Annotated in this window: 22 protein-coding genes; 17 read left to right on the forward strand and 5 right to left on the reverse strand. The window is 67.4% G+C overall.

Features of this window, described 5'->3' with window-relative positions; translation table 11 throughout:
• Positions 1-97: 97 nt before the first annotated feature.
• From ftsZ to KEC56_RS09445, 12 genes are all read left to right on the forward strand, one after another.
• Positions 98-1243, forward strand: coding sequence for a cell division protein FtsZ (ftsZ, locus tag KEC56_RS09390; protein WP_175988056.1), 1146 nt, complete (start codon positions 98-100; stop codon positions 1241-1243).
• Positions 1240-1917 carry a YggS family pyridoxal phosphate-dependent enzyme gene (locus KEC56_RS09395; protein WP_227530762.1) on the forward strand — a complete coding sequence of 226 codons (678 nt, stop codon included), beginning with the start codon at positions 1240-1242 and terminating at the stop codon, positions 1915-1917. The genes ftsZ and KEC56_RS09395 overlap by 4 nt, the downstream gene beginning before the upstream one ends.
• Before the next feature lie 40 nt (positions 1918-1957).
• A complete protein-coding gene (locus KEC56_RS09400) occupies positions 1958-2434 on the forward strand; it encodes a cell division protein SepF (RefSeq protein WP_227530763.1) in 477 nt (158 codons plus the stop codon).
• A 3-nt stretch (positions 2435-2437) separates the two neighbouring features.
• Positions 2438-2734: a YggT family protein gene (locus KEC56_RS09405; protein ID WP_227530764.1), complete on the forward strand. Its 297-nt coding sequence runs from the start codon at positions 2438-2440 to the stop codon at positions 2732-2734.
• Between the two features lie 108 nt (positions 2735-2842).
• Positions 2843-3454, forward strand: coding sequence for a DivIVA domain-containing protein (locus KEC56_RS09410; RefSeq protein WP_175988060.1), 612 nt, complete (start codon positions 2843-2845; stop codon positions 3452-3454).
• Positions 3455-3463: 9 nt separating this feature from the next.
• Complete coding sequence (gene lspA, locus KEC56_RS09415) at positions 3464-4045, forward strand: signal peptidase II (RefSeq protein WP_227530765.1); 582 nt, start codon at positions 3464-3466, stop codon at positions 4043-4045.
• Positions 4046-4047: 2 nt separating this feature from the next.
• Positions 4048-4971, forward strand: a complete 924-nt coding sequence (locus tag KEC56_RS09420) for an RluA family pseudouridine synthase (RefSeq protein ID WP_227530766.1) — start codon at positions 4048-4050, stop codon at positions 4969-4971.
• Between the two features lie 96 nt (positions 4972-5067).
• Entirely contained in the window at positions 5068-8586 is a 3519-nt protein-coding gene (gene dnaE, locus KEC56_RS09425) for a DNA polymerase III subunit alpha (RefSeq protein ID WP_175988063.1), read from the forward strand.
• Between the two features lie 68 nt (positions 8587-8654).
• Complete coding sequence (locus tag KEC56_RS09430) at positions 8655-9722, forward strand: hypothetical protein (protein ID WP_227530767.1); 1068 nt, start codon at positions 8655-8657, stop codon at positions 9720-9722.
• Between the two features lies 1 nt (position 9723).
• Positions 9724-11052: a histidinol dehydrogenase gene (hisD, locus tag KEC56_RS09435; protein ID WP_227530768.1), complete on the forward strand. Its 1329-nt coding sequence runs from the start codon at positions 9724-9726 to the stop codon at positions 11050-11052.
• A 4-nt stretch (positions 11053-11056) separates the two neighbouring features.
• Positions 11057-11533: a transcriptional regulator NrdR gene (gene nrdR / locus KEC56_RS09440; RefSeq protein WP_175988069.1), complete on the forward strand. Its 477-nt coding sequence runs from the start codon at positions 11057-11059 to the stop codon at positions 11531-11533.
• A 10-nt stretch (positions 11534-11543) separates the two neighbouring features.
• Positions 11544-12578, forward strand: a complete 1035-nt coding sequence (locus KEC56_RS09445) for a quinone-dependent dihydroorotate dehydrogenase (protein ID WP_175988071.1) — start codon at positions 11544-11546, stop codon at positions 12576-12578.
• Here KEC56_RS09445 and KEC56_RS09450 read toward each other — a convergent pair.
• Positions 12553-13116, reverse strand: coding sequence for a DUF3043 domain-containing protein (locus KEC56_RS09450; RefSeq protein WP_175988073.1), 564 nt, complete (start codon positions 13114-13116; stop codon positions 12553-12555). The genes KEC56_RS09445 and KEC56_RS09450 overlap by 26 nt on opposite strands.
• Positions 13117-13161: 45 nt before the next feature.
• Here KEC56_RS09450 and KEC56_RS09455 point away from each other — a divergent pair, with 45 nt between their 5' ends.
• The 5 genes from KEC56_RS09455 to KEC56_RS09475 all read left to right on the forward strand — a co-directional run bounded on the left by KEC56_RS09455 (position 13162) and on the right by KEC56_RS09475 (position 18233).
• Positions 13162-14589, forward strand: coding sequence for a dipeptidase (locus tag KEC56_RS09455; protein ID WP_227530769.1), 1428 nt, complete (start codon positions 13162-13164; stop codon positions 14587-14589).
• 88 nt (positions 14590-14677) lie between these two features.
• Positions 14678-15040, forward strand: coding sequence for an iron-sulfur cluster insertion protein ErpA (erpA, locus tag KEC56_RS09460; RefSeq protein WP_175988077.1), 363 nt, complete (start codon positions 14678-14680; stop codon positions 15038-15040).
• 95 nt (positions 15041-15135) lie between these two features.
• On the forward strand, positions 15136-16044 hold the full coding sequence (gene ctaC / locus KEC56_RS09465) for an aa3-type cytochrome oxidase subunit II (protein WP_227530770.1): 909 nt from the start codon (positions 15136-15138) through the stop codon (positions 16042-16044).
• A 5-nt stretch (positions 16045-16049) separates the two neighbouring features.
• The gene (gene ctaD / locus KEC56_RS09470; RefSeq protein WP_227530771.1) at positions 16050-17795 is read left to right on the forward strand and encodes an aa3-type cytochrome oxidase subunit I; all 1746 of its coding nucleotides are present in this window, start codon (positions 16050-16052) and stop codon (positions 17793-17795) included.
• A gap of 3 nt (positions 17796-17798) precedes the next feature.
• Positions 17799-18233, forward strand: a complete 435-nt coding sequence (locus KEC56_RS09475; RefSeq protein ID WP_227530772.1) for a cytochrome c oxidase subunit 4 — start codon at positions 17799-17801, stop codon at positions 18231-18233.
• Positions 18234-18303: 70 nt separating this feature from the next.
• Here the strand turns inward: KEC56_RS09475 and KEC56_RS09480 are convergent, their stop codons facing one another.
• From KEC56_RS09480 to qcrA, 4 genes are all read right to left on the reverse strand, one after another.
• The gene (locus KEC56_RS09480) at positions 18304-19797 is read right to left on the reverse strand and encodes a PQQ-like beta-propeller repeat protein (RefSeq protein WP_227530773.1); all 1494 of its coding nucleotides are present in this window, start codon (positions 19795-19797) and stop codon (positions 18304-18306) included.
• A gap of 75 nt (positions 19798-19872) precedes the next feature.
• Positions 19873-20292 (reverse strand): rhodanese-like domain-containing protein, encoded by a 420-nt coding sequence (locus KEC56_RS09485; protein ID WP_227530774.1) that lies wholly within the window; start codon positions 20290-20292, stop codon positions 19873-19875.
• Between the two features lie 115 nt (positions 20293-20407).
• Positions 20408-22219: a cytochrome bc1 complex cytochrome b subunit gene (gene qcrB, locus KEC56_RS09490; RefSeq protein ID WP_227530775.1), complete on the reverse strand. Its 1812-nt coding sequence runs from the start codon at positions 22217-22219 to the stop codon at positions 20408-20410.
• On the reverse strand, positions 22216-23292 hold the full coding sequence (gene qcrA, locus KEC56_RS09495; RefSeq protein WP_175988089.1) for a cytochrome bc1 complex Rieske iron-sulfur subunit: 1077 nt from the start codon (positions 23290-23292) through the stop codon (positions 22216-22218). The genes qcrB and qcrA overlap by 4 nt, the downstream gene beginning before the upstream one ends.
• Positions 23293-23322: the final 30 nt, after the last annotated feature.

Genomic DNA, 23322 nt, shown 5'->3' on the forward strand with positions numbered 1-23322 from the left:
CGTCGATCAAGAGAACGCAATACCGGGAAATACTTTACACCTCTAGTTGAGGTTTAAGGTTCACATTCTTTCCAGGCTCGACAATCGGAGGCCGGCCATGAGCCAGAACCAGAACTACCTCGCCGTGATCAAGGTCGTCGGCGTCGGCGGTGGCGGCGTCAACGCCGTCAACCGCATGATCGAACTCGGCCTGCGCGGCGTCGAGTTCATCGCCGTCAACACCGACGCCCAGGCGTTGCTGATGAGCGACGCCGACGTCAAGCTCGACGTCGGGCGCGAGCTCACCCGCGGACTCGGCGCCGGCGCCGACCCCGAGGTCGGCCGTCGCGCCGCCGAGGACCACGCGGAGGAGATCGAACAGGCACTGACCGGCGCCGACATGGTCTTCGTGACCGCCGGCGAGGGCGGTGGCACCGGAACCGGCGGCGCACCGGTCGTCGCCCGCATCGCGAAGTCGATCGGCGCGCTGACCATCGGTGTGGTCACCAAGCCGTTCTCGTTCGAGGGCCGTCGCCGCCAGAGCCAGGCCGAGGCCGGCGTCGCGAAGCTCAAGGAAGAGGTCGACACCCTCATCGTCGTGCCGAACGACCGACTGCTCGAGATCAGCGACCGCGGCATCTCGATGATCGAGGCGTTCGCCACGGCCGACCAGGTGCTCCTTGCCGGTGTGCAGGGCATCACCGACCTCATCACCACGCCCGGCCTCATCAACCTCGACTTCGCCGACGTCAAGTCGGTCATGCAGGGTGCGGGTTCCGCCCTCATGGGCATCGGCTCCGCCCGTGGCGCCGACCGCGCCATCAAGGCCGCCGAGCTCGCGGTCGAGTCCCCGCTGCTCGAAGCATCCATCGAAGGAGCGCACGGCGTGCTGCTGTCGATCCAGGGTGGATCGAACCTCGGCATCTTCGAGATCCACGACGCTGCGGACCTCGTCAAGGAGGCCGCGCACCCCGAGGCCAACATCATCTTCGGTACCGTCATCGACGACACGCTCGGCGACGAGGTGCGCGTCACCGTCATCGCGGCAGGCTTCGACGGCGGCGAGCCGTCGCTGCGCCTGGACCCGATGGTCGTCTCGCGCCCGGAGCCGGCTTCCCTGCCCGAGGTGACGCTGTCCGACGACGAGACCGAGGCGCAGACTGCCGAGCCCGCCGCGACGCAGCCGGCGCCGCGCATCCCGACCACGAGCCTCGAGCCGGCCTTCGCGGACGACGACATCGACATCCCCGAGTTCCTGAAGTGAGCCTCTCCGCGCGGCTGTCGGCGATCGATGCGCGCATCGCCGACGCCGCGCGTCTGGCCGGGCGCGACCCGGCCGGGATCACCCGGATCGTGGTGACGAAGTTCCATCCGGCGTCCCTCGTCCACGAGCTGCACGCGCTCGGCGTGCGCGACGTGGGCGAGAACCGGCAGCAGGAGCTCACGGCCAAGCGCGCCGAGGCAGCGCTGGACGGACTGCGCTGGCACTTCATCGGGCAGGCGCAGACGAACAAGGCGGCGGCGATCCGCCGCAGCGCGGATGCCGTGCACTCGGTCGACCGCGTCAAGCTCGCCGACGCCCTGCACGGGGCGGCGGATGACGATGACGTGCTGGACGTCCTCGTGCAGGTGAATCTCACCGACGACACCGGACGCGGGGGCGTCGCGCCCGCCGATGTCGAGCGCCTGGCGGAGCACGTCCTCACGCTGCCCTCGCTGCGACTGCGCGGCGTCATGGGCGTCGCTCCGCTCGACGAGAACCCGGCCCCGGCCTTCGAACGACTGCACGGCATCGCCGCAGCGGTGCGCGCGCTCGAGCCGGATGCCACCTGGATCTCCGCCGGAATGACCGGCGACTTCGCCGAGGCGATCGCGGCAGGTGCGACACACCTGCGGATCGGGTCGGCAATAACCGGACCCCGGCCTGGCCGGGGTTAACCTCGAAACAGATCAGCCCACGTCGAACACGGAGGACACGATGGGAAACCCGCTGAAGAAGACCATGGTGTACCTGGGCCTGGCCGATGAGGAAGAAGCCTACGAAGAGCAGGCGGCTCCCGCACGCGCCCACCGCGAGCGCGATCGCGACCGCGACCACGAAGAGGTCGTCGCCGCGCCCGTGACCCCGCTGCGCCGCCCGGTCGCCGTGAAGCAGCCCTCCGCCGGCGCTGTCAACGAGATCCTCACCGTGCACCCCAAGCAGTACCGCGACGCGCAGCTGATCGCCGAGAGCTTCCGCGAGGGCGTGCCGGTCATCATCAACCTCTCTCAGATGTCCGACGCCGACGCGCGTCGCCTCATCGACTTCGCGAGCGGACTCTCGCTCGGCCTCTACGGGCGCATCGAGCGCGTCACGAGCAAGGTGTTCCTGCTCTCGCCCGAGAACATCGCCGTCTCCGGGCACGGTGGCATCGCCAGCGCAGACCCGGAATCCGCGGGTTTCGACCACTCCTGATCCGTGGCCGCGCTCTCCTGGATCGCCTCGATCGTCCATCTGGTCCTGCTGATCTACATCTTCGTGCTGTTCGCGAGGCTCATCCTGGATTACATTCCGCTGTTCAACCGCGAATGGCGGCCCCAGGGCGCCGGCCTCGTGGCGGCTGAGGTCGTCTACACGGTCACCGACCCCCCGATCCGTCTCTTCCGGCGCTTCATCCCTCCGCTGCGCATGGGCACGCTGTCACTGGATTTCGGCTTCACGTTCACGATCCTCGCCGTGCTCATCCTCATGGCCATCGTGAGGCAGTTCATCTGATCGGGGGCTATGCTTGCACGGAGGTGCGCGCCCCGGGTACGCGCCGGATCCACACAAGCCATGCTTCAGACACTGGCAGCAGAACTCATCGAAAGAGGAGCCGAGAAAATGGCACTGACCCCGGATGACGTCGTCACCAAGCAGTTCCAGCACGTCCGATTCAAGGACGGCTTCGACCCGGACGAGGTCGATGACTTCCTCGACGAGATCGTCGTCGAGTGGCGCAAGACGCTCGACGAGAACGCCGAGCTGAAGGCGAAGCTCGCCGCATACGAGTCCGGCGAGAAGCCGGCAGCCGAGGCGAAGGGCGAGGAGCCCGCTTCCGCCGTCGTCGACGAGGTCCCCGCACCGGTCGCGGCAGCTCCTGCGGCTCCGGCCGCCGCCGCAGGGTCCACCTCCGCGACGGCCGGCATCATCGAGCTGGCCCAGCGCCTGCACGACGAGCACGTCGCCGAGGGCGAGTCGAAGAAGAAGCAGCTCATCTCCGAGGCCGAGTCCGAGGTCGAGCGCATCCGCACCGAGGCACAGGCCAAGCAGCGCGAAGAGTCGGCACGCCTCGAGCGCGAGCGCAACGCCCTCGAGGCGCGCATCACCGAGCTGCGCAACTTCGAGCGCGACTACCGCACGCAGCTGCGCAGCTACATCGAGGGCCAGCTCCGCGACCTCGACGAGAAGTCGAACACGACGGACTCCACCCCGGTCTCTGCGATCGGACTGTAGGTCAGCCCTTTGGCTGAACGCTGTCCCCTTCGTCGCTCGGCGGCCGGCATCATCGTCGCGATCCTCGCGGCACTGGTGCTGGCCGCCGATCAGTTCGTGAAGCACCTCACCGTCGAGCACCTGCCGCTGCACGAAGTCGTGCCGGTGCTGGGCGAGTTCCTCCAGCTGTACTTCGTGCGCAACCCCGGCGCGGCGTTCTCGATCGGCTCCGACTACACCTGGATCTTCACGATCGCGCTGTCCGTTGTCGCCGTCGTGATCATCTGGAAGGCTTTCGACCTGCGATCGCGGATCTGGGCTGTCGTGCTCGGGAGCCTCCTCGGCGGGGTGCTCGGCAATCTCACGGATCGCTTCTTCCGCGAGCCCGGGTTCGCCGTGGGCCACGTCGTCGACATGATCTCCATGCCGTGGATGATGCCCGCGATCTTCAACGTCGCCGACATCTTCATCGTCTGCGGCATGATCACCGTGGCGCTGCTGGTCGTCCTCGGCATCCGTTTCGACGGCACGCGCGAGAAGGATCACGTCGAGTCGGCGGATGCCGCAGGTTCGGGCGACGGCGAGCCCGAGGTCGCCCAGAGAGAAGCCTGATCGTGGAGTCGCGATCGCTGCCCGTCCCGGACGGGCTCGACGGAACGCGCGTGGATGCAGCGCTGGCCAAGATGCTCGGATTCTCGCGCACCTTCGCCGCTGAGGTCGCCGCCGCGGGCGGTGTCCGCCTCGATGGCGCGGTGCTCGACAAGTCGGATCGGCTGCGCGGCGGGTCGTGGCTGGAGGTCGAGTGGGCGCCCAAGCAGGAGCCGACGATCGTGCCCGTCGAGGTGCCGGAGCTCGGCATCGTCTACGACGACGATGACATGGTCGTGATCGACAAGCCCACCGGTGTGGCAGCGCACCCGTCGCTCGGGTGGGACGGCCCGACTGTGCTCGGCGCTCTCGCCGGCGCCGGTTTCCGCATCGCGACCAGCGGCGCCGCAGAGCGCGCGGGTATCGTCCACCGGCTCGACGTCGGAACCAGCGGACTGATGGTCGTCGCGAAGTCCGAGTCGGCCTACAGCGCCCTCAAGCACGCCTTCAAGGTGCGCACGGTCGAGAAGATCTATCACGCCGTGGTGCAGGGGCATCCCGACCCGCTGGCGGGCACGATCGACGCACCGATCGGGCGCCATCCCAACCACTCGTGGAAGTTCGCGGTCGTCCCCGACGGCAAGCCGTCCGTGACGCACTACGAGATGCTCGAGGCGTTCCCCGGAGCCTCGCTGCTGGAGATCCACCTCGAAACGGGACGCACGCATCAGATCCGCGTGCACATGGCCGCGCACCGGCATCCCTGCGTCGGCGACCCGCTGTACGGCGCCGACCCCACGCTGTCGGCCAGGCTCGGGCTCACCCGGCAGTGGCTGCACGCGCACAGGCTCGCGTTCACGCACCCGACGACGGGGGAGTGGGTGCAGTTCGAGTCGCCGTACCCTGCGGACTTCGTGCACGCGCTGGACGTGCTGCGCGGCGACGCCTGATCTCAGAACGAGCTCTCGCAGGCGGCGGCATCCGGACGGCGCCCGAGCACGGCCCGTCCGGATGCCGGTGTAGGTACCCCGACGTAGACTCGAATCGTGGCATCCGACTCCTTCGTACATCTTCACGTTCACAGCGAGTACTCGATGCTGGACGGTGCTGCGAAGATCAACGCGATGACGCAGGCGGCCGCCGATTACGGCATGCCGGCGATCGCCGTCACCGATCACGGCAACACCTTCGCGGCCTTCGAGTTCTACAACGCGGCGAAGAACGCCGGGGTCAAGCCGATCGTCGGGCTCGAGGCCTATGTGACCCCTGGCACGCACCGCAGCGACAAGTCCCGCGTCGCGTGGGGTTCACCCGACCAGAAGAGCGACGACGTCTCGGGCTCCGGCGCCTACACGCACACCACGATGTGGAGCCAGACCACGGAGGGCATGCACAACCTCTTCCGGTTGAGCTCGCTCTCGAGCATCGAGGGCTACTACTTCAAGCCCCGCATGGACCGCGAACTTCTGCAGCAGTACTCGAAGGGCCTGATCGCGACGACGGGCTGCCCGTCGGGCGAGATCCAGACCAGGCTCCGCCTCGGTCAGTACGATGCGGCGCGCGCGGCGGCGGCGGAGTTCCAGGACATCTTCGGCAAGGAGAACTACTTCGCCGAGATCATGGACCACGGTCTGTCGATCGAACGGCGCGTGATCAGCGACCTGCTGAAGATCTCCAAGGACCTCGGCATCCCGCTGGTGGCGACGAACGACTCGCACTACACGCACCAGCACGAGGCCGACGCGCACGCGGCGCTGCTGTGCGTGCAGTCCGGGTCGACCATGGACGACCCGAACCGCTTCAAGTTCGACGGCGACGGCTACTACATCAAGACGGCGCAGGAGATGCGCCAGCTCTTCCGCGACCACCCTGAGGCCTGCGACAACACCCTGCTCATCGCCGAGCGGTGCGAGGTCGAGTTCAACACCTCGGCGAACTACATGCCCCGCTTCCCGGTGCCCGACGGCGAGACCGAGGACAGCTGGCTCATCAAGGAGGTCGAGGCGGGGCTGCACTACCGGTACCCGAACGGCATCCCCGACAAGGTCCGCAAGCAAGCCGAGTACGAGGTCGGGATCATCCTGCAGATGGGCTTCCCCGGCTACTTCCTCGTCGTCGCCGACTTCATCAACTGGGCCAAGGACCACGGCATCCGCGTGGGCCCCGGGCGCGGCTCCGGTGCCGGTTCCATGGTCGCGTACGCCATGAAGATCACCGATCTCGACCCCCTCGAGCACGGCCTCATCTTCGAGCGCTTCCTCAACCCCGACCGCGTCTCCATGCCCGACTTCGACGTCGACTTCGACGACCGTCGCCGCGGCGAGGTCATCGAGTACGTCACCGAGAAGTACGGATCCGAGCGCGTCGCGCAGATCGTCACCTACGGCACCATCAAGTCGAAGCAGGCGCTCAAGGATGCCGGCCGCGTCCTCGGTTTCCCCTTCAGCATGGGGGAGCGCCTGACCAAGGCCATGCCCCCGGCCGTGATGGGCAAGGACATGCCGCTGGACGGCATGTTCGACTCGGCGCACCCGCGCTACAAGGAGGCCAGCGAGTTCCGCGCCCTCATCGAGACCGATCCCGAGGCGAAGACGGTGTTCGACCGCGCGCTCGGTCTCGAGGGGCTGAAGCGTCAGTGGGGTGTGCACGCGGCCGGCGTCATCATGTCGTCCGAGCCTCTGCTCGACATCATCCCGATCATGCGCCGCGAGCAGGACGGTCAGATCGTCACGCAGTTCGACTACCCGTCGTGCGAGTCGCTCGGCCTCATCAAGATGGACTTCCTGGGGCTGCGGAACCTCACGATCATCTCGGACGCCCTCGACAACATCCGCATGAACCGCGGCGAGGAGGTCGACCTCGAGCACCTCGAGCTCGACGACCGCGCCGTGTACGACCTGCTCGCCCGTGGCGACACGCTCGGCGTCTTCCAGCTCGACAGCCCGCCGCTGCGCTCGCTGATGCGCCTGATGAAGCCCGACAACTTCGGCGACATCTCGGCCCTCATCGCCCTGTACCGCCCGGGTCCGATGGGTGCGAACTCGCACACGAACTACGCGCTGCGCAAGAACGGCCACCAGGAGATCTCGCCGATCCATCCCGAACTCGCTGAGCCGCTCGCCGACATCCTCGAGGAGTCGTACGGCCTGATCATCTATCAGGAGCAGGTCATGGCGATCGCGCAGAAGGTCGCCGGCTTCAGCCTCGGTCAAGCAGACATCCTGCGCCGCGCCATGGGCAAGAAGAAGAAGTCCGAGCTCGACAAGCAGTACGAGGGCTTCTCGGGCGGCATGAAGGAGCGCGGCTACGGCGAGGCTGCGATCAAGGCCCTGTGGGACATCCTGCTGCCCTTCTCCGACTACGCCTTCAACAAAGCGCACTCGGCCGCCTACGGCCTCGTCTCGTACTGGACGGCGTACCTCAAGGCGCACTACCCCGCCGAGTACATGGCGGCTCTGCTCACGAGCGTCGGCGACTCCAAGGACAAGATGGCGATCTACCTCAACGAGTGCCGTCGCATGGGCATCCGGGTGCTCCCGCCCGACGTCCGCGAGTCGATCAACTTCTTCGCCGCCGTCGGCGAGGACATCCGCTTCGGGCTCGGTGCGGTGCGCAACGTCGGCAGCAACGTCGTCGACGGGATCGTGACGTCGCGCGAGAAGGAGAATTTCGCGTCCTTCCACGACTTCCTCAAGAAGGTGCCGCTGCACGTCTCGAACAAGCGCACGGTCGAATCTCTGATCAAGGCGGGCGCGTTCGACTCGATGGGCGACACGCGCCGAGCGCTCATGGAGATCCATGAGGACGCGACGGAGGCCGCCGTCGACCAGAAGCGCAACGAGGCCCAGGGCGCGATCGGATTCGATTTCGACAGCCTGTACGACGAGCACGAGGATGCGCCGCCCGCCAAGGTCCCCGACCGTCCCGAGTGGACCAAGAAGGACAAGCTCGCCTTCGAGCGCGAGATGCTCGGCCTGTACGTCTCCGACCACCCGCTCGCGGGCCTCGAGGTGCCGCTCGCGAAGCACGCGTCGATCTCGATCCACAACCTGCTCGCGTCGGAAGACCTGCAGGACGGCGACCAGGTCACGGTCGCGGGTCTCGTGACGAGCGTGCAGCACCGCGTTGCCAAGGCCAGCGGCAACCCGTACGGCATGATCACGGTCGAGGACTTCAACGGCGAGGTCACGATCATGTTCATGGGCAAGACCTACACCGAGTTCCAGCACGTGCTGCAGCAGGACGCGATCCTCGCGGTCCGCGGTCGTGTGTCGCGGCGCGATGACGGCCTCAACCTGCACGCGCAGTCGGCGTTCGCACCCGACGTCGGCTCGTTCGACGCGGCAGGTCCGCTGTCGCTGCTCCTCGCCGAGCAGCGCGCGACCGAGCACGTCATGAACGAGCTCGCCGAGGTCCTCCGCCGGCACAATGGCGAGACCGAGGTGATCCTCCGGGTGCACCGCGGACAGACGGCGAAAGTGTTCGACGTGCCGATGCCCGTCAAGGTGTCCGCCGACCTGTTCGGCGACCTCAAGTCGTTGCTCGGCCCCGCCTGTCTCGGGTGAGTCGGGCAGCCCGGACGGGCAGGTCTGCCCCGGGTGGGACTCGGCGGCCTCGGGTAGGGTAGGGACTCATGAGTACGGACGCACCTGAAGAGCTGTTCTCCGAGGACGATGGCGTGCTCTACGCCGAACAGATCGTGCCCCAGCACGGCATCCTCGGCTTCACCCTGCGCGAGCTGCTCATCGTAATCGCGTGGGCGCTCATGCTCGTCGTGTCGTTCTTCCCGCTGTACGCGGAGCTCGGCGCGGGATCGATCTGGAATCAGGGGATCTCCTGGCTGCTGCCGGTTGGTCTGCCGACGGCGGCCGCTTTCCTCCTCGTGCTGCGCAGGTTCTCGCCGGAGGGCATCCGGCGCGTCGGGTCGCTGGGCGTCGACCAGTTCGCCTCCGTCGCCTTCGCCGTCGTGGCGGTCTACTGGGCGGATCGCACGTGGGCGATGCTCTCCGCGGTCCTGCTGCCTGGGGACCACGTCTTCAGCTGGGTGGTCATCGCCGAGCTGGTTCTTGCTCTGGCCCTCGTCCTGCTCACCGTCTTCGCCCCCTTCATCCCCGGCATCCGCGATGATTTCCGTGGACGGCTCATCACTCTCGCCCACCGCAACGCGAACCCGGCCCGCCCCGTCGCGCCGCACACCCGCCCGGAGCCCGCCGCAGTCGCGGCTGCACCGGTCGCGCCGGGCGACGACGAGCCGGCCGACCGCATCCCCGCGAACGCGATCACCCTGGATGACGACGATGACGATGAGGCGGATGCCGTGATCGCCGAGCTCTTGGACGACGTCGACATCGACGAGGTCACGCACGAGCGGGAAGAGCCCGCTGCGAGCATCTCGCTGACCGATCACGCGGCCGGAGGCGAGCCCGGGTCATCGCCGCAGCTCGACGACGACTACGTCCCCGGGTACGCCCGCACCGCGACCGATCAGTCGGATGCGCCGGAGCCGGACCAGCTCCAGCCGTTCTGGGCGCTGGCTCCGACCGAACGCGACGTGTTCGACGAGCGGGGAGAGCCGCTGTTCCGCATCGGTCCGGACGCGTGGGCCCTCGTCATCGAGGATCGCGGCGGCGCCTACGTCGTGCGGCACGACGACGGCCGCATCGGCTTCCTGCACGACATCGCAGACATCACGAAGGGCTGACGTGCGCACCATCGATCTGCGGGGGCGCGAGCTCTCGCCGGCGGACATGCTCGCCGCCGTGCCGCGCGCCGCCCAGGCGCGCGCGGAAGCGCTCGAGACCGCGGCGCGGATCGTCGAGGACGTCCGCACACAGGGCGAGGCGGCCCTGCGCGCGCAAGCGGAGAAGTTCGACCGGGTCACCGGGCACGAGATCCGCGTGCCGGCCGAGCACATCCAGGATGCCGTCGCCGCGCTGACGCCCGAGATCCGCACAGCACTCGACGAGGCGATCAACCGCGTGCGACAGGCATCCGCCGCCCAGGTTCCCGAGTCCCGAGTCACCCGGATCGGCCGCGGAGCGCAGATCACGCAGCGCTGGCAGCCGGTCGGCCGCGTCGGCGTGTACATCCCCGGCGGCAAGGCCGTATACCCGTCGAGCGTCATCATGAACGTCGTCCCCGCGCAGGTGGCAGGGGTCCAGCAGATCGCCCTCGCCTCGCCTCCGCAGCAGGATCAGGACGGTCGCATCCACCCGGTGATCCTGGCCGCGGCGGGCCTTCTCGGCATCACCGAGGTGTATGCGATGGGCGGGGCAGGAGCCATCGGCGCCTTCGCCCACGGCGTGGCGGACCTCGATCTCGACCCGGTCGACGTGGTGTCCGGACCAGGCAACAACTACGTCGCCTCCGCCAAGCGCGCCGTCGCGGGCGTCGTCGGGACCGACTCCGAGGCCGGTGCGACCGAGATCCTCGTCGTGGCCGACCGCACCGCCGACGCGCGCCTCATCGCCGCCGACCTCGTCAGCCAGGCCGAGCACGACGAGCAGGCCTCGGCTGTGCTCGTCACCGACGACGCGGACCTCGCCGAGCGCGTCGCCGCCGAGGCGGAGCGACTCGCGGCATCCACCAGGCACGCCGAACGCGTCGGCGTCTCGCTGAACGGGGAGCAGTCGGCGATCGTCCTCGTCGACGACCGCGCGATGGCCACGGCCTTCAGCAACGCCTACGCTCCGGAGCACCTCGAACTGCACCTCGAGGATGCCGAGGAGGCGGCAGCCGCGTTCACGAGCGCCGGCGCGATCTTCGTGGGCGACCAGACTCCGGTCAGCCTCGGCGACTACATGGCCGGCAGCAATCACGTGCTGCCCACCGGAGGCCAGGCGCGCTACGCGCCGGGTCTCGGCGCCTACACCTTCCTGCGCCCGCAGCAGGTCATCTCCTATGATCACGCGGCCCTCGCCGAGGTCCGCGCCGGGGTCGTCGCGCTCGCGAACGCCGAGGTCCTCCCGGCGCACGGCGAGGCGATCGAAGCGCGCTTCCAGGAAGGCGACGACGCAGCGGCTACGCTGTAACACCATGCACTGCCCGTTCTGCCGACACCCCGACTCCCGCGTGATCGACTCGCGCACCAGCGATGACGGACTGTCGATCCGCAGGCGCCGGCAGTGCCCGGAGTGCGGAGGCCGGTTCACGACGACCGAGACGGCCAGTCTCAGCGTCATCAAGCGCAGCGGCGTCATGGAGCCGTTCAGTCGTGACAAGGTGATCTCCGGCGTGCGCAAGGCGTGCCAGGGGCGGCCGGTGACCGAGGCGGATCTCGCGGTCCTCGCCCAGCGGGTCGAGGAGGCCGTCCGCCAGACCGGCGTCTCGCAGCTGGACGCCAACGAGATCGGCCTGGCGATCCTCGGGCCCCTGCGCGATCTCGACGAGGTCGCCTATCTGCGCTTCGCCAGCGTCTATCAGGCGTTCGACTCCCTCGAGGACTTCGAGACCGCGATCGGCGAGCTGCGGGCCGACCACGCAGGGTCGGAGCAGGCCGGAGCCGACGGGTAATCTGGCAGGGATGTATCCCCTCCTCTTCCGCACCGTCCTCTCGCGCTTCGATCCGGAGTTCGCCCACCACGCCGGCATGGCCGTGATCCGCGTGCTCGGCGTGCCGCCGTTCTCCTGGGCGACGCGGGCGCTGTGCGCACCGAGCTCGGATCAGCGCGTCGAGGCGCTGGGACTCACGTTCGACTCGCCGTTCGGCGTCGCCGCCGGATTCGACAAGAACGCCGTCGGTGTGCGCGGACTCGCAGCCCTCGGCTTCGGACACGTCGAGATCGGCACGGTCACGGCTATCCCGCAGGACGGCAACCCCAAGCCCCGGCTGTTCCGTCTCGTTCCCGATCGTGCAGTCATCAACCGGATGGGCTTCAACAACGCCGGTGCGGATGCCGCGGCGAAGCGCCTGACGAGGCTGCGCCGTCGGCGCCCTGCGACGGTCGTCGGCGTGAACATCGGCAAGAGCAGGGTCGTCGACGTCGACAACGCCACGGCCGACTACGTCGCCAGCGCCACCCGGCTCGCGCCCCTCGCGGACTATCTCGCCGTCAACGTCTCGTCGCCCAATACACCGGGCCTGCGGGGTCTGCAGGCCGTCGAGACTCTCGCGCCCCTGCTCCGTGCGGTGAAGGATGCCGCCGGCACCACACCACTGCTCGTCAAGATCGCACCCGATCTGCCCGATGACGAGATCGCCGCGATCGCGCGCCTCGCCGTCGCCGAGGGGCTCGACGGCATCATCGCCCACAACACGACGATCGGTCGTGAGGGGTTGAGCACTCCGGCGGACGTCGTCGAGGCTGCCGGAGCGGGCGGACTCTCGGGTGCACCGCTGCGCGAGCGTTCCCTGCAGGTGCTCCGCGTCGTGCGTGCGGCGGTTCCCGACGGCTTCTGCGTGATCTCCGTCGGGGGAGTGGAGACGGCATCCGACGTTCAGGAACGTCTGGATGCGGGTGCCACGCTGGTCCAGGGGTACACGGCGTTCCTGTACCGCGGCCCGCTGTGGGCGCGTCAGATCAATCGCGGACTCAGGCGGGGTACTGGCCGCGCTTGACCTGAGGCTTCGGCAGGCGCATGAAGCGCATCTGCAGCGACCGCATCGCCGCATACCAGCCGAGGCCCTTCTCGAGCCGGTCCTTTCCGAACTTCACCGCCGCCTTCTTCTTGACGCGGGCGGCGAGGAGCACCATGTCGAGCACGGCGATGATGATGAAGGCCCACAGGCCGACGAACGCGTAGAACGAGAACGTGGGGTTCGGCACGAGGGAGATGAGGATCACGATCACCATCAGCGCCATGACCCACTCGGACGCGTGCCACCCGGCATCCACGTAGTCGCGGACCCAGCGCCGCTGGGGGCCCTTGTCGCGCGGCGGGAGGTACTTGTCCTCACCGGCGGCCATACCGGCCTGCGCGCGCTCGCGCTGCTCGCGCAGCTGGACGCGTGCGGCGGCCTTCGCCTCCTTCGTGTTCGCGACCAGCGGGCGACGGCGAGCAGCGACCTGCTCGGCGCGGCTCGGGGTCGGCCGACCCTTGCCGACCGCCGGCGTCTCGGCGGACTCGTCGTTCGTCGATGGGGTGCTAGCGGCCACGGGGCTCCTCGGCTCGAAACGGGGTGAAGCCTTAAGATTACTCGCATGACCGCAGAGCACGCTCCCAGCTCCGAACAGTCCGAAACCGGCCCGTCTGTCGAGTCCGCCGTCGCCGAAGCCGTGGCACTCGGGATCCCCGGTGCACTCGCCGATCTCGGCGATCTCGTGCGAATCCCCGGCATCGCCTGGCCGTCCTTCGACCAGACCCAGCTCCAGCGCAGCGCCGAGCGCGTGGCGGAGCTCGCCGAGGGCACGGGCGTCTTCGACGAGGTGCGCGTCCTGCGAGCGGCGATCCCCGGCACCGACGAGTTCGGGCAGCCGGCGGTGCTCGCCACCCGCGCTGCCCGGGGCGGCAAGCCGACGATCCTGCTCTACGCGCACCACGACGTGCAGCCTCCGGGCGACGATGCGCTGTGGGAGACGCCGCCGTTCGAGCCGACGGTCCGTGACGGGCGACTCTACGGGCGCGGCGCAGCGGACGACAAGGCCGGGATCATGACGCACATCGCGTCTCTGCGCGCTGTGCGCGAAGTGCTCGGCGACGACCTCGACCTCGGTGTGTCGCTGTTCATCGAGGGGGAGGAGGAGTACGGCTCCCGCTCGTTCGCGCAGTTCCTCAGCGACAACGCCGGCGCGCTGCGTGCGGATGCCATCGTCGTCGCCGACTCGGGCAACTGGGACTCGGCGACGCCGGGACTGACCGTGTCGCTGCGCGGCAATGCGCGGTTCACGCTGAAGGTGCGCACTCTCGACCACGCCTCGCACTCCGGGATGTTCGGCGGCGCCGTGCCCGACGCCATGATGGCGACCGTGCGGCTGCTCTCCACGCTGTGGGACGAGGACGGGGCCGTCGCTGTCGAGGGGATGACCGAGCGCGACGCGCCGACTCCCGAGTACACCGAGGAGACGCTCCGCGACGAGGCGGGGCTCCTGCCCGATACGACGCCGATCGGTCGCGACAGCATCCTCAGCCGGATCTGGAACAAGCCGTCCGTCACGGTCATCGGCATCGACGCCACGAGTGTGGAGTCGGCATCCAACACCCTGCTCCCCGAGGTGACCGTGGTCATCAGCGCTCGCGTCGCGCCCGGTCAGACAGGGGAGGAGGCCTACACCGCTCTCGAGGAGCACCTGCGCGCGCATGCACCGTTCGGCGCGGAGCTCGCCTTCTCGGATCTCGACCTCGGCAATGGCTTCCTCGTCGACACGAGCGGGTGGGCCGTGGGTCTTGCCCGGCAGGCGATGGCCGAAGGATACGGGGTGGAGCCGGTCGACCTCGGCGTCGGCGGATCGATCCCGTTCATCGCCGACCTCGTCAGGGAGTTCCCCGAGGCGCAGATCCTCGTCACCGGCGTCGAGGACCCGCACTCGCGGGCGCACAGCCCGAACGAATCCCTGCACCTGGATACGTTCCGCCACGCCATCGGCACCGAAGCGCTGCTGCTGGCGAGGATGAACGCCGCAGCTCGGTGACCAACCAGGGCCCTCCCCGATCCCTCGGCGGTAGAATCGCCGTAGCAGAGTCAGTCGCGCGCGTGCGCGGCGTGTCACAAGGAGCGACATGAGCGACACCATCACCACCCCTGAGACCAAGGCCGCCCACGGCGTCACCCTCACCGACGCCGCAGCCACGAAGGTGAAGAACCTCCTCGAGCAGGAGGGCCGTGACGACCTCCGTCTGCGCGTCGCCGTGCAGCCGGGCGGATGCTCCGGGCTCATCTACCAGCTGTACTTCGACGAGCGCTACCTCGACGGTGACGAGACCGTCGACTTCGACGGCGTCGAGGTCATCGTCGACAACATGAGCGTGCCGTATCTGGACGGCGCGGCGATCGATTTCAAGGACACGATCTCGGAGCAGGGCTTCACGATCGACAACCCGAACGCAGCCGGAAGCTGCGCCTGCGGCGACAGCTTCCACTGAACATCAGCCGTGCCCAGCCTGCGTGGTTGGCATGAATCAGGTGTGAGCTTGCCCTAGACTGGGTACGCCCTGTCCGCGATCTTGAAAGGTGTATCGTGCCCTCGAAACGCCGCCTTCGTTGGGTCGCAGTTCCTGTGGGAATTGCGGCAGCCGTGGCCCTGGCGGGATGTACTCCCACCGAGCTCCACGGATTCCTCCCGGGCTTCGTGGAAGACGGCACCGCCGCCACGAACCAGACCGACCGTGTCGCGTCGCTCTGGGTCAACTCCTGGATCGTGCTCCTCATCGTGGGTCTGATCACGTGGGGTCTGATGGGCTGGGCCGCCATCGCCTATCGTCGGCGCAAGGGCCAGACCGGTCTGCCGGTCCAGATGCGCTACAACATGCCGATCGAGATCTTCTACACGGCGATCCCGCTGATCCTCGTGCTGGGCATGTTCTTCTTCACGGCACGCGATCAGGCCGAGATCGAGACCCAATGGGGCGATGACGCCGATGTCGAGATCACCGCGATCGGCAAGCAGTGGGCGTTCGACTTCATGTACGCCGGCGAGGACGACGACCTCTCCGACGCCGTGTGGACCATGGGTGTCCAGGCTCAGCCCGACGCCGAGGGCAACGTCGACACGGAGAAGCTGCCCACGCTGGTGCTTCCGGTCGACCAGAAGGTGCACATCAGCCTGCAGTCGCGCGACGTCGTCCACTCCTTCTGGATCATCGACTTCCTCTACAAGAAGGACATGTACATCGGCAAGGACAACTCCTGGTCCTTCATCCCGACCCGCGTCGGCGAGTACGACGGCAAGTGCGCCGAGCTCTGCGGCGAGTACCACTCGATGATGCTGTTCAACGTCAAGGTCGTCGAACAGGACGAGTACGACGCGTACATCGAGACGCTCCGCGACGAGGGCAACACCGGCGACATCGCCGATGCCTATGACCGCCTCAGCAACAACCCGGGCACGGGTGCTCCGGAAGCGGCCTCCGAAGAAGAGGGAGAGTAATCCTCATGACTACCACTGAGGCCCCCAGCCAGACCGCTGGCGTTCGGCCCACCGCGATGCCGGCCCGCCAGGCCGCGCTGCTGAGCTCCTCCCGCACGGAGGAGAAGGGCAACATCGTCGTCAAGTGGCTGACCTCCACCGACCACAAGACGATCGGGTACATGTACCTGATCACCTCGGTGCTCTTCTTCCTGCTCGGCGGCGTGATGGCGCTCGTCATCCGTGCAGAGCTGTTCGCTCCGGGAATGCAGATCGTCCCCACGAAGGAGCAGTACAACCAGCTGTTCACGATGCACGGCACGATCATGCTGCTCATGTTCGCGACGCCGCTGTTCGCCGGCTTCGCCAACGCGATCCTCCCGCTGCAGCTCGGTGCGCCCGATGTCGCGTTCCCGCGTCTGAACGCCTTCGCGTTCTGGCTGTTCGGCTTCGGCTCGATCATCGCCATCGCCGGCTTCCTCACCCCGCAGGGTGCGGCGTCCTTCGGCTGGTTCGCATACCAGCCGCTCGCGAACGCCTCGTTCTCGCCGGGCGCCGGCGGCAACCTGTGGATGGTCGGACTCGGCATGTCCGGTTTCGGAACCATCCTCGGTGCCGTGAACTTCATCACCACGATCATCACGATGCGTGCGCCGGGCATGACCATGTGGCGCATGCCGATCTTCTCGTGGAACACGCTCATCACGAGCTTGCTGATCCTCATGGCGTTCCCGGTTCTCGCCGCGGCGATCTTCGCCGCCGCTGCTGACCGCATCCTCGGATCGCACATCTACGACCCGGCGAACGGCGGCGTGCTGCTGTGGCAGCACCTGTTCTGGTTCTTCGGCCACCCCGAGGTGTACATCATCGCGCTGCCGTTCTTCGGCATCGTCTCCGAGGTGTTCCCTGTCTTCAGCCGCAAGCCGATCTTCGGCTACAAGACGCTGGTCTACGCGACGATCGCCATCGCTGCGCTGTCCGTGGCGGTGTGGGCGCACCACATGTATGTCACGGGCTCGGTGCTGCTGCCGTTCTTCGCGCTGATGACGATGCTCATCGCCGTCCCGACGGGGGTGAAGATCTTCAACTGGATCGGAACGCTCTGGCGAGGCTCGGTCACGTTCGAGACGCCCATGGTGTTCGCGCTCGGCTTCCTCGTGTCGTTCGTGTTCGGCGGTCTGACCGGTGTGATCCTCGCGGCACCGCCGCTGGACTTCCACCTCAGCGACTCGTACTTCGTCGTCGCACACTTCCACTACGTGGTGTTCGGAACCGTCGTGTTCGCGATGTTCTCCGGCTTCTACTTCTGGTGGCCGAAGTGGACCGGTCGGATGCTCAACGAGCGTCTCGGCTACGTGCACTTCTGGATGCTGTTCGTCGGATTCCACATGACCTTCCTCATCCAGCACTGGCTGGGCGTCGATGGCATGGTGCGCCGCTACGCCGACTACTCGGCCGCTGACGGCTGGACCTGGGGCAACCAGGTCTCCACGATCGGCGCGATCATCCTCGGCGCCTCGATGCTGCCGTTCTTCCTGAACGTCTGGATCACGGCACGCAAGGCGCCGAAGGTCACGGTCAACGACCCGTGGGGCTACGGCGGATCGCTCGAGTGGGCGACCAGCTGCCCGCCGCCGCGTCACAACTTCACGTCGATCCCGCGCATCCGCAGCGAGCGTCCCGCTTTCGACCTGAACCACCCCGAGGCTGCCGAGCACCCGGTCTCAGCGCCGGAGCCGGCCACGGCCGGTGCGAGCGGAGAGGCGAAGTAAGCCATGCGTTCAAACATCATCCTGTGGTGGATCCTCGCCGCATTCTTCGCCCTCGTCGGCACGGTTTACACGGTGTGGCACGTCATCGCGTACCCCGAGCTGGTCGGCGCTATGCGCGTCGAGTGGGTCGGAACGGTCGCACTGTTCTTCGGCATGTTCATGTCGGCCATGGTCGCCGTCTACCTGCAGCGCACGCACAAGGCGCAGGGCGGCGAGCTGCCCGAGGACATCCTGACCTCCGACATCGACGACGGCGACCCGGAGCTCGGCGAGTTCAGCCCGTGGTCGTGGTGGCCGCTCGTGCTGGCTGCTTCCGCCGGTGTCTTCCTCGTCGGCATGGCCGTGGGCCAGTTCCTGCTGCCGATCGGCGTCGCGATCTTCGCCGTCGCGATCGTCGGCTGGGTCTACGAGTACTACCGCGGACACTTCGCTCGATAGAAACGCGGATCTGCCCGCACAGACAAGAGAATGCCCCTGGCATCAGCCAGGGGCGTTCTGCTGCGTCCAGCTACTCGCCGGAATCCGGAAGGAAGGCGGTGAGGCCGTTCGCGAGATTTATGACGATCGGCTGATTCGTGTCGTAACCCAACATCGCGAGGGACGCGACCGATGGCGGCATCTTCTCGAATGGTCGACCGGAGCTGTCGCACGTCGTGAACTTGTTCGCCTCGAAGTAGAGGGGCTCGCTCCAGATCGACTCCAGCGTGATCTTCTTCTGTGCCGCGCGGCAGAGCAGGACAGCGTCGTCGGGCAATCTGGATGTCGCGCCGGTCGCAGGATCCACCAGGTGCGCACGGCCGTCGAGGCTCACCAGCACCCACTGGCTCCCCGGCATCCACCCAGCAGACCGGTCGTGGGGCACGCCGACGTTCATGGCATCGGCGCCCAGATCGAGCGACCAGACCTCCTCGCCTGACCCGACGTCGATACCGAACATGGTCTGCGCGACGTCTTCGTATGCGAACTCGCCCGCGGTGGTGCCGTTCCGGGTGCTCGTGACGGTGCCTTCGTCGTACCTGCACAGCACGATCACGTCTGCCTCGACCCGGATGTGATGGTCTGCGACGGCGCAGGGGCGAGCGCCCTCCAGGCGCCACACCGTTTCCCCGGTTTCGTTGTCGATCGATGAGACGGTGCCGCTGACCAAGGATTCGGTCGTCGCACCGTCGTGAGACTCGACGCTGCTCGGGGCCGGAAATCCGGCGATCAGGAGAGACCCGTCGCCGATGTCCCTCCAGCTGAGTGTCGCATCCGGTGACGATCGGGGACCGAAGACCTCGGCGAACGGCCGTGTCCACAAGATCTCCCCGTCATTCCCGTACTGCACGCCTCGTGTCTCCAGGATCGACAGATCGCCGATGAGAGGTTCGCCTTCGCCGATGAAGGGCGCACCGGCCGCCGTTGCGGGAGCGAGCTTCTGGTCGGCGGGCGAGTACTGCAAGACTCGGTCCGAGGCTGTCCGGCTGCCCGGATAGTTGCCGACGATGCAGAATTCACTCTCTCCGCACACGAAGGGGCGGTATGCCCACACCTGCGTCTTCTCCAGCCCCGGGTCGATCACCTCGCCCGTGCGCACATCGAGGATGAGGAACCGGGACCAGGACCATGCTCCGGCAGCCTCCTGCTCGGGAACCAGCGCCGCCACCTGCCACTCGTCATCGACCTTCGCGACTGCGGGCTGGTGGGACGACCCCGTCGACGTCCTGCCGGGAACGGTCCGGCGGGACCACAGTTCCGTACCGCTGCTCACGTCGTAGGCGACCAGTCGCTCCTTGCTGGCGGTCATACTGCTGCTGCTGCCCGTGCGCGACGACTCCTCGTAGACGAGTACGACGTCCTCGACGACCATCGGCGAACTCAGCAGCGTGCCGTACACGCTCCAGTCCGCTTCAGCGACGGTGCTCCATTGGTCCGCCACAGGTGTCGGCGCGCATCCGGCGAGTGCCACGATGAGTGCGAGAAGCGCTGCGATGCGCGACTTTGTGTTGAGAGCGGTGTTCACACCACGAATGTAGACCGGAGGCTCGGAGGCTCGGAGGCCCGCTCGCGGGCTGTGAATAACCCCGTCTCGACGAGGTCAGGAGCGTGCGCGGATGCGGGGAACACCCGTGAGGGGATCGATCGGGCGCCGGTGGATGCCGTCATGGTCTTCGACCGGGTAGCCCTCTCGGACCCAGTACTCGTAGCCGCCGATCATCTCGCGCACGTCGTACCCGAGCTTCGCGAACTCGAGCGCTCCCTTCGCGCCGGCGTTGCACCCGGGGCTCCAGCAGTACACGACCACCTCGGTGCCGGCGGGGATCTCCTGCGGGGCGCGTTCCGCGATCTCCCGGTAGGGCATGTGCACGGCGCCTGCGACCCGTCCCTGTGCCCAGGCTTCACCCGAACGGACATCGACCACCACGACGCCGTCTCCGGCCGTCTGGCGGGCGTAGAGGTCACTGGCATCGGTCTCGAAGGCCAGCTTGGCGGCGAAGTAGTCGGCTCGATCGATCATGGCCCCAGCCTAGAGCCGCGCTCGCCCTCGACGATCGAGTATGACGACCTTGTCGGAGCGACGAGAAAGGCCCCGATGCGCAGAGCGCACCGGGGCCAGGGGAGAGGGGAGGGACCTACTGGCCGCCGTCCTTCTCCTTGTTCTTCTTGCCCTGGTCGGTGGCGATCACCGAGCTGGGCGTGTTCGGCGTCTCGTCGACGTGGGTCTCACGCCCGGGCTGCGCGGGCGCATCCGGGAAACCGGCGCGCTCGTGTGCACCCTGGATCTCAGCGGCCTCGGTCGCGTCCGTATCGGCGGTGACGTGGTGCTGGTGGGCATCCGCGGCATCCACCTCTGCCTGGGTGAGCGGCGCGAGCCGGTCCTCGTAGAACCAGCGCGAGAGGCTCGAGCGGAGGTTCTGCGTCCAGGAGATGCGTCCCTTCGCGTTCGGGCGCACCACAAGGGGCTCGTAGCTGTCCACGTCGATGAGCTTCCAGCGGTCGTACTTGTCGACCGGCTGATGCACCTCGATGTACTCGCCACCGGGGAGGCGGACGATGCGACCCGACTCGTAGCCGTGCAGCACGATCTCGCGGTCCTTCTTCTGCAGCGCGATGCAGATGCGCTTGGTGACGAAGTATCCGATGATCGGTCCGAGGAACAGCAGTGCCTGCAGCGTGTGGATGACGCCTTCCATGGTGAGGTGGAAGTGCGTGGCCATGAGGTCGGACGATGCCGCCGCCCACATCACGGCGTAGAAGATTACCCCGGCGACTCCGATCGCGGTGCGCGTCGCGGCGTTGCGCGGGCGCTGGGCGATGTGGTGCTCGCGCTTGTCTCCGGTGACCCAGGCCTCAATGAATGGGTAGATCGCGACGAGCACGATGAACAGTCCGAGCACCGCGACCGGCACGAGGATGCCGAACGACCACGTGTGGTTCAGGAACACGATGTCCCAGTTCGACGGTGCAAGCCGCAGCGCGCCGTCGGCGAAGCCGATGTACCAGTCGGGCTGGGTGCCGGCGGAAACCGGGGACGGGTCGTACGGACCGTAATTCCAGATCGGGTTGATCTGGAAGAACGTCGCGATGAGCACGATCGTGCCGAAGACGATGAACAGGAAGCCGCCCATCTTCGACATGTACACCGGCATCATCGGGTAGCCGACGACGTTGTCGTTCGTGCGGCCGGGGCCGGCGAACTGGGTGTGCTTGTTGACGATCATCAGCATTAGGTGGACGACGATCAGGCCGATCACCAGCAGCGGCAGCAGCAGGATGTGCAGCGTGTACAGGCGTCCGACGATGTCGACGCCGGGGAATTCGCCGCCGAAGAGCAGGAACGAGGTCCACGTGCCGATCAGGGGGAGACCCTTGACCATGCCGTCGATGATGCGCAGGCCGTTGCCCGAGAGCAGGTCGTCGGGCAGCGAGTAGCCGGTGAAGCCCTCGGCCATCGCGAGGATGAACAGCACGAAGCCGATCACCCAGTTCAGCTCGCGCGGCTTGCGGAACGCACCGGTGAAGAAGATGCGCAGCATGTGCACGCCGATTCCCGCGACGAACACGAGCGCGGCCCAGTGGTGGATCTGGCGGACCAGCAGGCCGCCGCGCACGTCGAACGAGATGTTCAGGGTCGACTCGAGAGCCGCCGACATCTCGATGCCGCGCATCGGGGCGTAGGCGCCGGTGTAGTGCGTCTCGACCATGGACGCCTGGAAGAAGAAGGTCAGGAAGGTTCCGGAGAGGAACACGACGACGAAGCTCCACAGCGCGATCTCGCCGAGCATGAACGACCAGTGGTCGGGGAAGATCTTGCGTCCGAGCTCCTTGACGAAGCCGGAGAGGCTCGTGCGCTCATCGATGTAGTTCGACGCTGCGCCGACGAAACGACCGCCGAGAGGGGCCTTGTTGTCCTTGTCCTCTTTGGACAGCGTTGCGGTGCTCAATGGCGCTCCCAGAAGCTCGGGCCGACAGGCTCGGTGAAGTCGCGGCGGGCGACGAGGTAGCCCTCGTCATCGACGGTGATCGGGAGCTGCGGCAGCGGGCGTGCGGCCGGGCCGAAGATCACCTTGGCGTGGTCGGTGACATCGAACTGCGACTGGTGGCACGGGCACAGCAGATGGTGCGTCTGCTGCTCGTACAGGGCAACGGGGCAGCCGACGTGGGTGCAGACCTTGGAGTACGCGACGATGCCGTCGTACGACCAGTCCTTGCGCTCCTCGGACTCGATGAGCTGCTCGGGGCGCAGACGCATCATGAGGACGATGGCCTTGGCCTTCTCCTCCAGGTAGCCGTCGTGGTGCGACAGAGTCGCGAGTTCCTCGGGGATGACGTGGAAGGCGGACCCCAGCGTGACGTCGGCAGCGCGGATCGGCGTGCCGTCGGGGTCGCGCACGAGACGCTGGCCCTCGGCCCACATCGTGTGCTTGAGCAGAGCGACCGGGTCGCCCTTGGTGGGGTCGTCGGGCGTGCTGTGCGGCGCAAGGCCGCGGAACAGCGCGACTCCCGGGACGATCGAGGCGACCACGGCGGCGATCAGCGAGTTGCGGATCATCGTGCGGCGGCCGAAGCCCGACTCCTCGTTCGCGTCGGCGAACGCCTGGATGGCGGCCTCGCGCGTCGAGTCCTTGCCTCGGGTGGGGTGGCGGTGCTCGATGTGCTCCTTGTCGCTCATCAGCGCCTTGGACCAGTGGATCGCGCCGATGCCGATCGACAGCAGCGCGAGTGCAATACCGAGACCGATGAAGAGGTTGTTGTTGCGGATCGACGCCATCGAGCCGTCTTCGATCGGGAACAGCATGTAAGCCGCGACGGCCCAGATGCTGCCGGCGAGCGACAGGTAGAACAGCGTGTAGACGGTTCGTGCGGCCCGCTTCTCAGCCTTCGGGTCCAGGTCGGTCATCCGCTCGCGGTGCGGCGGCAGCCCGGGGTTCTGCACGGGATCGCTGACTGCGACACCCAGCCCGGGGGAGGGCTGGTAGGCCCTGTCAAGGGCCTGCGAGTCGTCGTCGTGTGCCATGGTGCTCCTCGTACGTTCCTCTTCGTTGAA

The organism is Microbacterium tenebrionis (assembly GCF_020682665.1).
In the GTDB taxonomy this organism is placed as follows: domain Bacteria; phylum Actinomycetota; class Actinomycetes; order Actinomycetales; family Microbacteriaceae; genus Microbacterium; species Microbacterium tenebrionis.